This is a genomic window from Priestia sp. P5, assembly GCF_029522155.1.
GTDB lineage: Bacteria > Bacillota > Bacilli > Bacillales > Bacillaceae_H > Priestia > Priestia megaterium_E.
On the sequence record NZ_JAKWFJ010000001.1, the window covers coordinates 3,002,774 to 3,017,127 of the forward strand.

The following is a 14,354-nucleotide window of genomic DNA, read 5'->3' on the forward strand; positions in this document are numbered from 1 at the left end:
GGAGAAATCGCAATTAGCTTTTTAGAAGAACGTCAATTAGGACAATCTCATCTGAATTTTTTAGGGCTCTTTTTATTATATTTTCAAATTCGACTAAACTATTTGCCCGTTCTCCTTTAATTCCAAAGCTAGTTGCGAATTGGACAAAATTTGGGTTTGTAAAAGTTACTCCATAGCTCTTACCAAACTTTTTGTTCATCATTTCCTGCTCTATTTTTAATGTAGAGTCGTTTAAGACAATAATGATGAATGAAAGCCCTAAGCGCTTTGCCGTCTCTATTTCAGCAAAATTCATTAAAGCTCCTCCATCTCCAGTAATACAAATAACTGGATCATTAGGGCAGGCTAGTTTAGCCCCAATTGAGCCTGGTAAAGCAATACCCATGGAAGCTAGACCATTTGATATAATGAACTTGTTAGCGTTTTTGGGTTGATAAGTTCGAGCTATAGATACTTTATGAGCTCCCACATCTGAAATCACAATTGTTTCCTCTGAAGAGAGCTTGTCAATACTATGCAAGATATTCTCGATTGTCAAAGGCAGTAAATTACTATCTATCTTTTTCTCTTCAATGTGATAGGATTGCTTAATTTGCTCCTGGAGATTGCCAGAGGGAGTCCACGGTTTAGAAGGGATATCCAGCTGATTGAATACTCGTAAAGTCTGCTTTATATCTCCAACCAATTCCACTTCTACAGGATAATATTCATCTATTTCTGCCGTTAAAGTATCTATATGTAAAATTGGTGTTTTTTCGATGTTCCATTCTTTGGGTAACTTTTCGACAAAATCAAACCCAATTACAATAAGCAGATCAGCTTCTTTTAAGCCTGCGAGCACTTCATCTTTTTCATTAAATCCAAACGTAAAGAAATTTTGTGGATGATCTTTAGATAACACACCTTTAGCCATATAACTATGGGTAACCGGTGATTGAAGGTGTTCAATAAATAGTTGAAGCTCATCCACGGCTTCCTGTCTAACAACGCCGTTACCGATAATAACAAAAGGTCTCTCATACTGCTTAATAAGAGTATTGGCAGCCTGAATTGACTCCATGATAGGTATACTTACGGGTATAGATGTAGGTGAAATAGGTTTAATGGGAACGATTTGAGTTGCTAAGTCTTCTGGCAATTCTACTACTACGGGTCCTGGCTTTTCCATCTGTGCAATTTTAAATGCTTTTCGAATAATCTCAGAAAGCGTTTGTGAATCTTTTATTTGAACACACCACTTCGTTGCCGGTTCTACCATTTTAATAATGTCCATATATTGATGTGACTCTTTATGTTGTCTCCCCAAAGCAGCCTGTCCCGTTAATGCTACAACAGGAGAGTGGTCTAGCTTTGCACTAGATATACCCGTCAATAAATTAGTAGCTCCAGGGCCTAATGTAGACAAACATACCCCTACTTTGTTTGTTAACCTTCCGTATACATCTGCCATAAAAGCAGCTCCTTGCTCATGCCGCACATTCACGAATTGAATCTGTTTAGAGTTGGATAAAGAATCAATAAAATCCAATGTTTCTTTACCAGGTATTCCGAAAATATATTCAACTCCCTCATTTTCTAAACACTGAACAAGTGTGTCCGTCACTTTCATATTGTTCGACCTCTCTCTAGATAGTATTCTAACAAGCTTATGTGAAAGAAATAGCTCATTAATTCTTATCTCGTTTTTTCTAGTTTTGACTAACCGAAATCGTAAATATATGGAATGAAATCATACTCACTAACTATTGTTTCTAGTGTAACCATTAGGTTCTTATATTAAATACATTTTTTAGATAATATATAAATAATTGGCTGAGTAAAAAATTGTAATAAAAGAACGCTTCAATGATCGTTTCTTTGTTAATTAACAAAAAAAGGCCCCCTTAAAAGTGAAGCCTTTTAAATTAAGTCATTAAGATTTGTAAAAAGGAAGCATCAATGTATTATTTTTGTGTTTGAAGACTCTTTTCAAACATATCGATAATATGAAGGAACCTTTCAGCCTCTCGAAAAACATGATCAGCTAAAAGAGGATGAATAATACTTTTAATTTTACATTCCTCAATTAAATCTCTCGCTGTTTTTTTAAAGTCTCTAAGGGAAGCCACTGAAACACGATTCTGATCAAGAAATTGATCCAAAAGAGGTACCGTTTGAGATTGAGGCTTCATAGACTCTAAATCTCTTGCTTGAAAAACTAATTGATCAAAATCATGACTGAAATTTCTCGCCATATCTACAAGTTTTCTTTCTGATGGATCAAGAAGATGGCCTATAAACTGGGCATGATCAGCCATAATTCTTAAAAAGAAGACATTTTCCTTTATAATGGCATCAGCGAGTGGCTTCAATTTCCCTTCGTTTAATTCAATTAATCGTTTTCTAAAATAGTTGGCTTCTCTACTAGTATGATCAACCAAAAGAGGAAAGTTATTTGAGCCCGGCAGTTGACAGGTTAAGATTAAACCTAAAATTTTTCTCTTAAAAGCAAATATACCTGTGGCGGCTCGTTGGACTTCTGAATTAAATCTTTTCATTTGCTCCGGATCTGTTTGATTCGTAAATGAATGAGACCGCTGTTCAATATCTTCAAACAAACGATAAAATTGATTCGCTTCCTGAATTAATTGTGTATCCTCACCTCTAAAACCTAATCGAAGAAACAATGAGTGTTCCTTCATAATCCTTGACCAAAAACGAATTTCATCTAAGGATTGTGCAACAAATGCATTAGTCATTATTAATCCTCCTATAATTGTAAATTAGTTTCATTCTAAGTTATTCTGCTTTATGTCTGGACATGCTTAGGCTCACATAAAAAGCTCAAGTCTTTTCAGAATTGAGCTTTTTCGATGTATTCTTATATCTAAAAATTGGTTTTACTATATTTTTGAGGAATGGAATAAAAGATTTTGATTTCAGCCTTTTTATCACAAAAAGAACAGGTACATGTAGAGTAGTGAATCTTCTTTACATGGGGGATTTTAAGACCAATAAGTCCCTCCTTCACATGCTGATTACGTACTATTAGCATATGCTTCACATTTTTTACCTCTTTTTCTTCTAGAGTTTTATATAAGCATATGAGACGAGTAATAATATTTATGAATGTATAAATACAAGAGCCTAAAATTTCGAATTCTCTACTATCACCTTATAGAAAGGTATCTTCTGTAACCCTTCATCCGCGTGAGCTGATTGGTAGCATGACAATACTCTATAAAGAATTATTATTAGAAAATAACGTTTTAAGGAATGTGAAAAATCCCATATACAAATAATAAGACGGATCATTTAAATTGGAAGGAGCAGTTTTTATGAAAAGATTATTATGGATAGGATTTACGTTGTTATTTTCGCTAAACATGCTGGTTGAACCAAGTAGTGCTCGTGCTGAAACACAAGAACATCGTGTTAGTCAATCTCAGGTAACGTTTGAAAATGAATTCAGAAGACTTTGGATGGATCATGTACTGTGGACAAGCAATTATATTACAAGTGCAACAACAGCAGGATCAGAAGACCAAAAACAGGTGTTGACAAGGTTATTAAAAAATCAAGAAGATATCGGTAATGCTGTGAAACCAATATACGGAGAGCACGCTGGGAACAAACTTACGGCTTTGCTCAAGGAACATATTGTGATTGCTGGCAAGATTGTAGATGCAGCTAAAACGGGAAAGAAAGCCTTGGTGAATCAATTAAACAAAGAATGGTATCGAAATGCTGATGATATAGCAGCGTTCCTTAGCCAGGCTAACCCTTATTTAAAAAATGAAGACTTAAAAAAATTACTGTATATGCATCTAAAATTAGTGACAAATGATTTATCTGCAAGCTTAGAAAAAGATTGGGAAGCAAGAATCGTTGCAATTGATGAAGGAGTATCACATATTATCTTAATGGCAGATACTATATCTGCGGGAGTTGTGAAGCAGTTTCCAAAGAAATTCAATAAATAATTTTAACAATATCCAGTATTATTTGAAATTTCTTCATAAAACACTGTACCTGTAAGGGCTCTTTTGCTTGATGACTCTAAGAAACCTTATGCTCACTAAACAGGTACACGTAGATATTCTGCATAAAGCGTTATAACCAAAGGTTTATTAAATTTAAACACTGGGTATTATCAAATCAAGACGATGTGTTTAGAGTACCGCCCGTGCATAGGGTGTGTCCTTTTCTATTCTATAAAAAATGGCGCCTCCAACGGCGTCATTTTTTATGTGTAAATAAGTTTACGGATGGTAGTGCGAAGGTTGTATTTATATGAAAATGACATATAGATTCTTATCTAACAGAATCTATTTTTACGCCACTGTTCAAAAAATTTTTGAGTGAACTTCCCTTTCTTTTTGAACAGACCGCTCCCATTGTGCTTTCTCATCTAATTTAGGTTCATATTTATGAATACAGTGCCCTTAATGATCGTGTGAACATTGGCTAATACTCGACGTCTATCATTTCCGTGTGTAAAAGATCACTTATAAATATGTTGAAGTTTTTGCACGAGAATCCCGTTATGATGTACATAGGCATACACTTATTACCTTTTAGTGGCATGAGTAGTGATAAAGAAAGTTAGAAAGATCACATTAATTTAAGTTTAAGATGTCTCTATTGGGATAATATAATAAATAAGCTAGATTTAATGATAATCTGGTTTATTTTCTATATTCTAGGAGGCAACAAAAAATGGAACACGGTAAAGTGAAATGGTTTAATGCTGACAAAGGTTTTGGATTTATTGAGCGTGAAGGTGGAGAAGATGTATTTGTTCACTTCTCAGCTATTCAAGGTGAAGGCTTTAAATCCTTGGATGAAGGTCAAGAAGTGACTTTTGATATCGAACAGGGGCAACGTGGACCACAAGCGACAAACGTAAATAAAGCATAAGAAACCATACTAAAAAAGCAGACTCTATTTTCAGAGTCTGTTTTTACTTAAAAAGATTTTTATATCAACACTTATTCATCAATAATTATAGTTCATGTTTTTTACATAATGACTTTTTAAAATTGTCACTAATTCATTCGATACTCTTCTATTTACTATTTCTCCATCACTAAATATTTTCTCACTCATAGCTCTTATCCTTTTTTGCACCTCTGTAGATTGCTTACAAAATAGTAAGCGTATTAAGAAATCTGCTGTTTTTGTGTATATAAAATTTTTCATAAAATTGATATCTTGGGCATAATACAGGATAGATACTTGGTAGAGGGGCGATTGTTTGAGACTGAAGGATGGAAACTTTTATACAGATAATAGAACCAATAAGGTATACAGATTAAATGAAGATAACAAGGGAAGCTGGTACCTGAGTACGCGTGATGATGAAGATCATCATCAAATGTCAAGAACTTCGGGGCGTAACATGATGAAATTGTTAAAGAGTTTTTATAACAAAGTGAACGACAGTTGAAAATTAACCGCTCTGCAAAACAGCATAAAAAATATAAAGCTAGCTTAACACAGCTAGCTTTGTTTCTAATTTATAGAATTAGCTATCATGATGTTTTTCAGGGATTAAGCAACGATACTAACAAAAAATTTTTAGCCTGGCCCTTGGCAATGACCTATTATTTAATTTCGATTGCAGAAGCCTTGTTGTCCCAATCCGACGCCATAATACCATTTCTATATTGTTTTTTGAAAAATCATCTATAATTGATATTGTTTTAATCTCATATTGAGATATATAATAAAAACAAGAACAAAAGAAAACGCTTTCTAAATTTAAATACATCGTTATTTCTCAAACTATAAGGAGGATTTAAAATGAGCCAAGTGGAAAGAAATTCTAAAGTGCAGAAATTAGTTGAGTATCAAAAATTCAATGAAGAAGAAGTTTTAAAAATGACAGATCCGCAGGTTGAATATTATCACTGGCTCTATTTTGATGATTCCGCTTATGATTATATGTAACTCAACTATAAAATAAGAAAAAAGCACAAAAACGTTTGGTTCCAACGGGTTTGTGCTTTTTTCGTTTCTTTAATTATAAGATTACTCGTTTTCAATACCATTTCCTGTGACAACAAAGTGCGGGCTGTCTTCCTTTCGGTTGAAAAGTCTCCAGAACTCACTATATTCATCGTCTTCTGAAGTATCCGGAAACACCTCTAATAAATAACCTTGAGATAAAAAGATCTTTAGCCCTCCTACTTCGTCCGATTCAACTCTTTCTACAATCGTGTGTTCGTTTATATCTTCTATAATCGATTTAATTCGTTCTCTGATTTTTCCCTTCTCTCACTTCGCTGATTGTCTTTATAAATTCACGCTCAGTTACGCCTAGATAAGAGTCAGAGCGTCGAATGTACACAATCCTGAGGTTTCTGTAAGGCTCAGGTATTGAAAAGAGCTGTACTAACCCTTCCCTCTCATATCTCTCCGCTAATGACCGGGCTATAAGTGTCACACCAAGACCAGAAACTACTGTCCCCATAATCGTTTCAAGTGTAGCAAATTCCATAATTTTTGGGGATACGATCTGTTCTTCTTTTAACCACTGCTGTAGCCTTTCTCTATATTGACAGCCTTCATTAAATAAAATGAATGGTAAATGCAGTAACTCTTTGGCAGACTGAATCTGTTTCTTCCTGTTCTCATTTGCACTGCATACAAGTACAATTTCTTCATCAAAAGCTGGAATTTGATCAAGCGTTGACACATTTACTGGTTCTGCTACAAATGCCCCGTCTAACTGGAACTTAAGAACTTTCTCTATTAATTGTGCACTTACTCCTGATACTAAAGAAATATCCACATTTTTGTGCTTATTATGATAGGAAGAAATGATTTCAGGAAACCCTACTACCGTTTCAACTAATCCAATACATAATGATCCAACAAGGTTACGCTCATCTTGAAACGCTTTCTCTATTTCATCTATCAGCCGCATCATTTGTTCTCCATATGTTAAAAGTTTTCGACCTTCTACATTTAATGTCATTCCTCGTCTGTGACGATGAAACAATGGGTGTCCAATTTTTCGTTCAAGAGACCGAATACGTGCTGTTACATTTGGTTGGACATAGCCTAGCTTATCAGCGGCAAGGCTTACACTGCCGTATTCTGCTACAGCCATAAATATGCGTATATCTTCTACTTCCATAAACATCCTCCTTTCCACTTGCATTCATTTAGGTATTAATAATAGTGATATCTATAATCATTTATCATTATTTTACAAGATATCAAGCTCTAGATAAAATAATGACATCCGAGTGCTACTGCAATTATTTAGTAGCAATTACGTAAAGTTCTTAAAATAAGGTGACTGAAAGGAGGAAATCTGATTGTTTTATTTACTATTGTTTCTTGCCATCATCTTGGAGGTAATCGCAGTATTTTTTCTTAATCTTACAAATGGATTCACAAACTTTGTTCCGACTGTTTTCGCCATACTATTTTATTGTTCTTCAATTGCTGCTTATATGCTACTTAACGCCAAAGGTGAAGTAGGAGTAGCAAGTGCTTTGTATGCAGGAGGAGCAACTGTACTTGTTGTTGTCACAGGTATTATCTTTTTTGATGAAACTATTTCTTTATCTAAAATTTTAGGAGTTTCTCTTATTATAATCGGTGCAGTTTCTCTTAACATTAAAGGGAGCTCTAAAGAAAGAAGGACAGCGTAATGGGATACGTATTTTTAACGATGGGCTTAGTTTTAGGCATTGCAGGGCAAATGTGTGTAAAACTATCTAAAGGCTTTGGACAAACTGTTCCCACGATAGGCGCATTTCTACTCTTCATTGCTTGTATTTATTTTATTTCTCTAACGACGCACTATTTTGAAATGGGAATTGTTTTTGCTATATGGGCAGGGCTGACGATTGTTAGTACAACGCTGTTAGGTATTTATATATTTAAGGAATCAAAAAACAAAAGAAAGATTATCTCGGTTACTCTTATTATTACAGGTGTTATTATACTGAAAGCTTTCTAATAAAAATAAGATAAATAAGGCCCTTACTTAACTTATAAGTAAGGGCACCAATGCAACTCGGTTCATCTCTTCTTCTAATTCATGTATTCGTTTTGATAATAAACTTTTCAATTTCACAGCTTCTGCTAGAGAAATTTTAGACATAGATCAAAGCTCCTTTATTCATAAACTTAATTTTCACTATTTTATTGTTGTAATACCTTCTCATAATAAGGAGGTGTTGTGCCACTTCCTCCATACCCTGAGACACTGCTGCGATCTACTTTATAAGACATTACATAGCGTCCTTTTCGTTTCCCGTTGGTCCAGTTTTCTTCAAAGGTCACAAGGTATAACTCTTTATTTAATTTTTTAGCACGAGTGCTTCTTTGAACGTGATATCCCTCAAACGTTCCTTTCCACGTTCCCGCTTTATCAGGAAATAGATCAATATCCGTTCCTTCACCACTTGTCGTAAACTCTATGGCATCTTCTTTGGTAAATGGCGGAAGACTAGGTGATATCGCTTCTAATATACTCCAACTGAGAAGTAAAAGAACAAGAGGTATAATTAGTAATACTTTTGTACTTTTTTCCCTGTCAATTCTTCTTTCTACCCACCAATCTATACATGCATATAACACAGCAGCTGCCATTCCGTAATAAGCCAAATATGTATCTTGAAAGAACAAACCGTTAATTAAACCAAATATGCCGTGGAAGAAGACAAATAGCCACCTCATGTTGGGAAGCCATTTCTTTCGAATAGCGTCCAGTATAACTGAGACAAAATTCCCGTAAACAGCAATGACTGCACCTATATAAAAAAGATACACAAGGAACCATCCTGCCATGTCGTTTCCGATATGATACGACAGTTCTTCTTCATCAGTGAGCTGTAGAACTAGACCCGTTATTGCCAAGAGGTAAGCTAAAATAAAGCTTGTAGAAAGAGTTGTTATCGTTTTTCTCAAAATCACATAATCTTTTTCACTTTCCATAAAGGGTACCTTTTTCTACTTATTTCTATATATTTTATATTAAACCATATTTCATCATATAAAGGTGACTTACAAACAAAAAATTGTGATTGAGACTATTTATTTTAGTGGCTTTGTTATAGTAAATCGTTAATCACAAAAGTACATATATTAAACTAATTTGTGTTAGACTGTTACAAGCTTAATACTTTGAAAAAGAAAGGCCGGAAAAAACATGACACAAACGAATACAGCATTTCGTGATGCGCTTATCAAATCACTGCGAGGTGAAAGAGGTCATCTTCCAACGATTAACGCAATAACTGATATTAATATGGAGCTTGCTTCACATAAACAAAAGGAATTACCTTATTCTATTTATCAATTAGTGAAGCATATGAGCTATTGGCAAGACTTTTTACTTGCTCTTGCTAAAGGAGAAAACCCTGAAAGACCGAAAAGTGTAAGTGAAAGCTGGCCTGAACACCCTGCTCCGGTTGATGAAGAAGAATGGAAAAAGACAATCCAGCATTTTTGTGATGGAATTGACGAAGCTTGTCACTTAGCGGATACATTAGCAATCGAAGAACCTCTGGATGCTTGGCCAAGTGAAACCCCAGGGGGATTATTGCGTAATATTGCTTCTCACAACAGCTATCATCTAGGTGAAATTGTCATTATGAGAAGGTTAAATGGAGCATGGCCACCGCCAACAGGAGGCTTTCCTGCTTAATAAAACAGCGCTTAAGCCATAATAGTTGGCAGAAAAGAAGCCCTAAACAGCGTTCACTGAACACTGTTTAGGGCTTTACTGTCGTTATGTACTATTTCTTTAACTTATTATTTGATTCTCTTGATTGTAGATGACAATTTCATAAGAATCACTCTTAGATTCCTTATTAAGGCGCAAAGCTTTTCATGATGGTCTGTACATGTCCTAGCTTTTTATAATAAATTTATTATAAAAATATATAGCTCTACTATTTAGTATTAAATTAACTCCAACGTTTTTTGAGACGCAATATGATGGTAAACTGCACCAATCATACCTGATTGATTTCCAAAACTAGTAGACCTGATAACAGCAGAGAATGCTGGATCAATTTCTAAGATTCTCTGTTTTAATTCGTTTATGAATGTTTTTCTTGAGGTAATCCCTCCCCCAATATAAAAAGTAGGAGGAGCAAACACATAATATAAGTTTAAGATGTTCATTGCCAATCCACTATATAAGTCACTAACCAGAAGTGATGCCACTTCTTCCCCTTGGTCGTAAGCTTCAAAAATTTGTTCACCTGAGACATGTTGAAAAGGTATGTTCATACACGTTGCATATTTTTCACGAATGACTGCTAGCGTAGATGTTTTGTTAAATTTATGATTTTCTGCAATATCACTCGTAACGTGTTCACTGAACATATGTCCAAACTCACCAGACCGGTTACGTCTCCCTCTATAAAGAGCGTCGTTCAAATAAATTGCGCCTCCAATTCCTGTTCCAATAGTTAGACAAAGAAAGTCAGTCTCTTCTTTTGCACTTCCTTTCCATTTTTCTGCTAGAGCTACACAATTCGCATCGTTTTCTGCACTTATTGCCAAATCAGGAAATCGTTCTTTAAAGTATTCAAAGATATTGAACCCATTAAAATCTTCAATAGCACCGCCCATTTCAATAAAACCTGTATTAGGATTAATAAAACCAGGTATGCTTAGAGCTAGCCCTACTACATCAGAATCCATTTGGCTTTCAATTTGAGTAAGAATAGTCTGCCCTTTCCTGTTGACTAGAGGTATTTTTACGGATTCAACAAGATCACCGGAAAGAGAAAATTTACCCATTTTTAAATCGGTACCACCAATATCACAAGCTAATACAAATTTCATTGTATATCCTACTTTCTTATTTAAAATATTGACTATAACTTCATTATAAGCGCATAAATAAAGAATTACCCCCTATAAAATTATACCGGGGGTAATTCTTTATTTAGTTGTTTCAAGCAATATTACTTTCTGATTGTTTTTTTGCTTCAAGCTCTTCGTTGTAAGAAATACGATCTTGCATTCTAACGAAAGGAAGATAAATCATCACTGACATTGCAATGGTTACTATTTGCAATAAAGCCCCTCTCCAGCCGCCAATCAAGAAGCCAGAAACAACCGGCGGTGTGGTCCAAGGAACCTGAAGTGCATTGAAAGGCTCTACCCATCCCCAAATGATAGAGAAGTAGACCATAAATGATGCGATTGCAGGAACAACAATAAAAGGAACAAACATTATTGGGTTAAATACAATTGGCATACCAAAAATGATGGGCTCGTTTATATTGAATAAGCCAGGAGCTAAAGATAATCGACCGAGCTGCTTTAAGTGCGATGACCGGGCCACTATAAGGGCTGCAATAATAAAACCAATGGTAATACCTGATCCTCCCAGTTTCGTAAATACATCCAAGAATTGAATAGTTACAACTTTAGCATTTTCTCCTACAACAAGCTCTTTACCAGAATCCAATATAGCTTGGTTTTGTAAAGCATTAGCTGTTAGGAGCGGTCCCATTACTCCCATAATAATGGCAGCACCATGAATTCCACACCACCAAAGAAGTGACATTAAGACCATGATAAGAACTGCACCGGTAAGCGTGTCTGTCAAATTTTGTACGGGTACTTGCAGCAGTTTATAAACAATTTCAGTAAATGTCTTATTTGCAAAAGCTTGGCATAATCCAAAGACAATGGCAGCTACTGTAATAATGGCAAACCCAGGAATTAGTGCAGAGAACGAGTTCGCAACGCCTGGCGGAACACCTTCTGGCATTTTAATACGAATATCACGCTTAATAAACTGTGAATACACAAAGCCAACAAATAAACCAACTACAATCGAGGCTAGTACACCCTGCCCGCCGGTCCAAACTTTGGGAATAACACCTGTGACGGTTTCTCCGCTTTTTGTCAAGACAGAGGCCTGAGTGATAATAAGGAAGGCAACTACACCTAAAATACCAGCTGGCGTACCTTCAATTTTTTCGTTCCGGACGTATGAATAAGCAATTCCAAACACACCAATAAGAGCCAGAATATCAAATGTAGAACCGACAACCTGGGTAAGTGGAAGGTTCCACTGTTCTCCAAAGAATTTCACCATAGTCTCTTCCCAGCCTGGAATCGGGGCAGCGAGAATTAGTAGAAAGAGAGAGCCGATAATTGTCATCGGCATTGTTAAAATAAACCCATCCTTAATTGCAAGTGTTGGTTTTGCATTTGCAAATCGAAGGAAGAACGGGGTGAACTTTTCAAATACACTTTCTAAGCGACCCATAGGGGTACCTCCTTAAAGTTCTTCTGCACGTGTAGCGATAATGTCCTTGTACCAAAAGAATGACTGCTTTCGTTTTCTTGCAAGATTATTTTTGTGATCGACGTAAATAAACCCGTATTGTTTTTTATAACCATTTAACCAGCTAAGCAAATCAATGACAGACCATGCAAAGTACCCTGAGACGTTAATTCCTTCCATGACAGCTTTTTTGACAGCGCTTAAATGATTTTCAATATAGTCGATTCGAGGTTGATCATGAATCTCTTCACCCACGATAGGATCTTCATCTCCTAAACCGTTTTCCGTGATATACATTTTGATGTCTCCGTAGCGTTCTTTAAGCATACGCATCCCTTCTAGAAAGGCGTCAGGAGCAATTTCCCATCCCCATTTAGTATATACTTTTTCTTCCATCATGACTGTTTTGTATACACCGTCAAATGAAGGATTTCCAGGTTTACCTGTTGAGTTCTCACGTCCACCAGACAATACGAGCGCTGAATCGTTTTTCATTACGCGCTGTGGGCAGTAATAGTTTAAACCGATGAAATCATTCATAGGTGCCGTTCTATGAAGCAAATCCAGTTCTTCTTCTGTCATTTGCGGGAGTAGCCCTTTAGCTTCGAGCTCTTTTATTACATATTGTGGATAAGATCCTTTCAAAATTGGATCATAATACCAATGTGTCGAATAGGCATTCGCATGTCTTTCTGCAAATTTGTTCTCTTCGTCCTCATCAATGCTAAACGCCGGGTTAAAAACATGAGTAATGCCAATTTCACCCTCATAGCTTGACTGTTTAAAAAGTTCAACTGCACGGGCATGAGCCACAAACACATTATGTGTCGCCTGAAAGTATGCTTTCGCATCCCCTTCAATTCCTGGTGGGTGAGCACCGGTTAAATAGCCTAACGAACAAAAAATAACGGTTTCGTTAAAGGTAATCCAATTCCGTACTCGATCGCCGAATGCTCTGAAACAAACATCGGCGAATTCGACAAATGCATCTGCTGTTTTAGGGTTTAGCCAGCCGCCTTCTTCTTCAAGCGTTTGAGGAAGATCCCAGTGATACAATGTGACGAACGGAATAATTCCATGTGTTAAACATTCATTAATGACATTATTATAGAATTCCAATCCTTTTTTATTTACCTCACCTGTACCGTTGGGGAGAATACGTGTCCAGGCAATGGAGAACCGATAGGATTCCAGCCCCATCTCCGCCATAAGTGCGATGTCTTCTTTATATCGGTGGTAGTGATCAATAGCCACATCACCGTTTGTTCCTTCAAATGTTTTACCGGGAATCTTTGAGAAGACGTCCCAGTTTGAAACTCCTTTACCATCCTCGTTCCATGCACCTTCTACTTGGTAGGAAGCTGAAGCAGCACCGAACAAAAAATCTTTTGGCATTTTCAAATCATTCACCTCGTTTATTTATTCGCTAATTTAATTGCGTGTTCAAGTACTTTTGCACCATTCATCATGCCGTAATCCACTGTGTTAATGACATCAATTGCGACACCTTTTGGCTCACAAACAGATTTTCCTTTGTTCAACAAATACTTCACCTGAGGACCTAATAAAGCAACATCGATATCATCAACATACTTTTCCATCTCCGATTCAGGATAAGCTGCAATCTCAGCTTCTACACCACGCTCACCGGCAAACGCTTTCATTTTCTCCACTAACATACTTGTAGACATACCTGCTGCACAGAATAATCCAATCTTCACCATATCAATTCATCCCTTTCAATAAGTTAATTTCTTTTTGCATGGTCATCATATGATCCAATAGCTCTTTTACTAAAATCGTGTTCATTAAATGGTCTTGGGCATGCACCATCAATACACCAACCCGTGCCGATTTTCCTTGGGCCTCTAGTGTGACAAATTTTGTTTGAATAGCATGTGCTTCGTTTAAAATTGAATTCGCTTTTGCTACTTCTGCTTCTGCCTCTTCTACTTTATTTTCTCTGAGCAGATGTAAAGCAGCGTGATAGCTCGCTTTAGCATCACCTGAAAATGCAATTAATCCAAAGATATCTTCAGAGCTAATCTCAATCGATTCTTCAACCATATATGTACACCCTTTCGTAAGTACAAAT

The 14,354-nt window shown here is 36.1% G+C and carries 15 protein-coding genes; 6 read left to right on the plus strand and 9 right to left on the minus strand.

All coding sequences use genetic code 11. The features are described from left to right. Positions 1-13 precede the first annotated feature (13 nt). On the minus strand, positions 14-1,609 hold the full coding sequence (locus MMB69_RS15920) for an acetolactate synthase large subunit (protein WP_221782467.1): 1,596 nt from the start codon (positions 1,607-1,609) through the stop codon (positions 14-16). A gap of 334 nt (positions 1,610-1,943) precedes the next feature. Continuing rightward, positions 1,944-2,738 carry a DUF2935 domain-containing protein gene (locus tag MMB69_RS15925; protein WP_221782466.1) on the minus strand — a complete coding sequence of 265 codons (795 nt, stop codon included), beginning with the start codon at positions 2,736-2,738 and terminating at the stop codon, positions 1,944-1,946. Between the two features lie 579 nt (positions 2,739-3,317). On the opposite strand from MMB69_RS15925, the gene MMB69_RS15930 reads away from it, so the two are divergent. The 3 genes from MMB69_RS15930 to MMB69_RS15940 all read left to right on the plus strand — a co-directional run bounded on the left by MMB69_RS15930 (position 3,318) and on the right by MMB69_RS15940 (position 5,931). Continuing rightward, the gene (locus tag MMB69_RS15930) at positions 3,318-3,962 is read left to right on the plus strand and encodes a glycosyltransferase (RefSeq protein WP_221782464.1); all 645 of its coding nucleotides are present in this window, start codon (positions 3,318-3,320) and stop codon (positions 3,960-3,962) included. A gap of 736 nt (positions 3,963-4,698) precedes the next feature. Then, positions 4,699-4,899: a cold-shock protein gene (locus MMB69_RS15935; RefSeq protein WP_013056409.1), complete on the plus strand. Its 201-nt coding sequence runs from the start codon at positions 4,699-4,701 to the stop codon at positions 4,897-4,899. Between the two features lie 885 nt (positions 4,900-5,784). Next, a complete protein-coding gene (locus MMB69_RS15940) occupies positions 5,785-5,931 on the plus strand; it encodes a BH0509 family protein (RefSeq protein ID WP_221782462.1) in 147 nt (48 codons plus the stop codon). A gap of 298 nt (positions 5,932-6,229) precedes the next feature. Here the strand turns inward: MMB69_RS15940 and MMB69_RS15945 are convergent, their stop codons facing one another. Continuing rightward, positions 6,230-7,123 (minus strand): LysR family transcriptional regulator, encoded by an 894-nt coding sequence (locus tag MMB69_RS15945; protein WP_221782460.1) that lies wholly within the window; start codon positions 7,121-7,123, stop codon positions 6,230-6,232. A 184-nt stretch (positions 7,124-7,307) separates the two neighbouring features. Between MMB69_RS15945 and MMB69_RS15950 the strand changes: the two genes are divergently transcribed. Continuing rightward, positions 7,308-7,646 (plus strand): DMT family transporter, encoded by a 339-nt coding sequence (locus MMB69_RS15950; protein ID WP_013056402.1) that lies wholly within the window; start codon positions 7,308-7,310, stop codon positions 7,644-7,646. Beyond that, entirely contained in the window at positions 7,646-7,957 is a 312-nt protein-coding gene (locus MMB69_RS15955; protein WP_221782458.1) for a DMT family transporter, read from the plus strand. Before MMB69_RS15950 ends, MMB69_RS15955 begins: the two co-directional genes overlap by 1 nt. A 185-nt stretch (positions 7,958-8,142) precedes the next feature. On the opposite strand, the gene MMB69_RS15960 is transcribed toward MMB69_RS15955, so the two are convergent. Beyond that, on the minus strand, positions 8,143-8,937 hold the full coding sequence (locus MMB69_RS15960; protein WP_221782456.1) for a hypothetical protein: 795 nt from the start codon (positions 8,935-8,937) through the stop codon (positions 8,143-8,145). A 214-nt stretch (positions 8,938-9,151) separates the two neighbouring features. On the opposite strand from MMB69_RS15960, the gene MMB69_RS15965 reads away from it, so the two are divergent. Next, a complete protein-coding gene (locus MMB69_RS15965) occupies positions 9,152-9,649 on the plus strand; it encodes a DinB family protein (RefSeq protein ID WP_153252600.1) in 498 nt (165 codons plus the stop codon). Between the two features lie 257 nt (positions 9,650-9,906). On the opposite strand, the gene MMB69_RS15970 is transcribed toward MMB69_RS15965, so the two are convergent. The 5 genes from MMB69_RS15970 to MMB69_RS15990 form a co-directional block, all read right to left on the minus strand. Continuing rightward, the gene (locus MMB69_RS15970; RefSeq protein WP_221782454.1) at positions 9,907-10,800 is read right to left on the minus strand and encodes an ROK family protein; all 894 of its coding nucleotides are present in this window, start codon (positions 10,798-10,800) and stop codon (positions 9,907-9,909) included. Positions 10,801-10,912: 112 nt separating this feature from the next. Then, positions 10,913-12,241, minus strand: a complete 1,329-nt coding sequence (locus MMB69_RS15975; RefSeq protein WP_098333466.1) for a PTS sugar transporter subunit IIC — start codon at positions 12,239-12,241, stop codon at positions 10,913-10,915. Positions 12,242-12,253: 12 nt separating this feature from the next. Further along, positions 12,254-13,660 (minus strand): GH1 family beta-glucosidase, encoded by a 1,407-nt coding sequence (locus MMB69_RS15980; RefSeq protein ID WP_221782452.1) that lies wholly within the window; start codon positions 13,658-13,660, stop codon positions 12,254-12,256. Positions 13,661-13,674: 14 nt separating this feature from the next. Next, positions 13,675-13,983 (minus strand): PTS sugar transporter subunit IIB, encoded by a 309-nt coding sequence (locus tag MMB69_RS15985; protein ID WP_098333468.1) that lies wholly within the window; start codon positions 13,981-13,983, stop codon positions 13,675-13,677. A 1-nt stretch (position 13,984) separates the two neighbouring features. Beyond that, positions 13,985-14,326, minus strand: coding sequence for a PTS lactose/cellobiose transporter subunit IIA (locus MMB69_RS15990; RefSeq protein ID WP_014460688.1), 342 nt, complete (start codon positions 14,324-14,326; stop codon positions 13,985-13,987). Positions 14,327-14,354 lie beyond the last annotated feature (28 nt).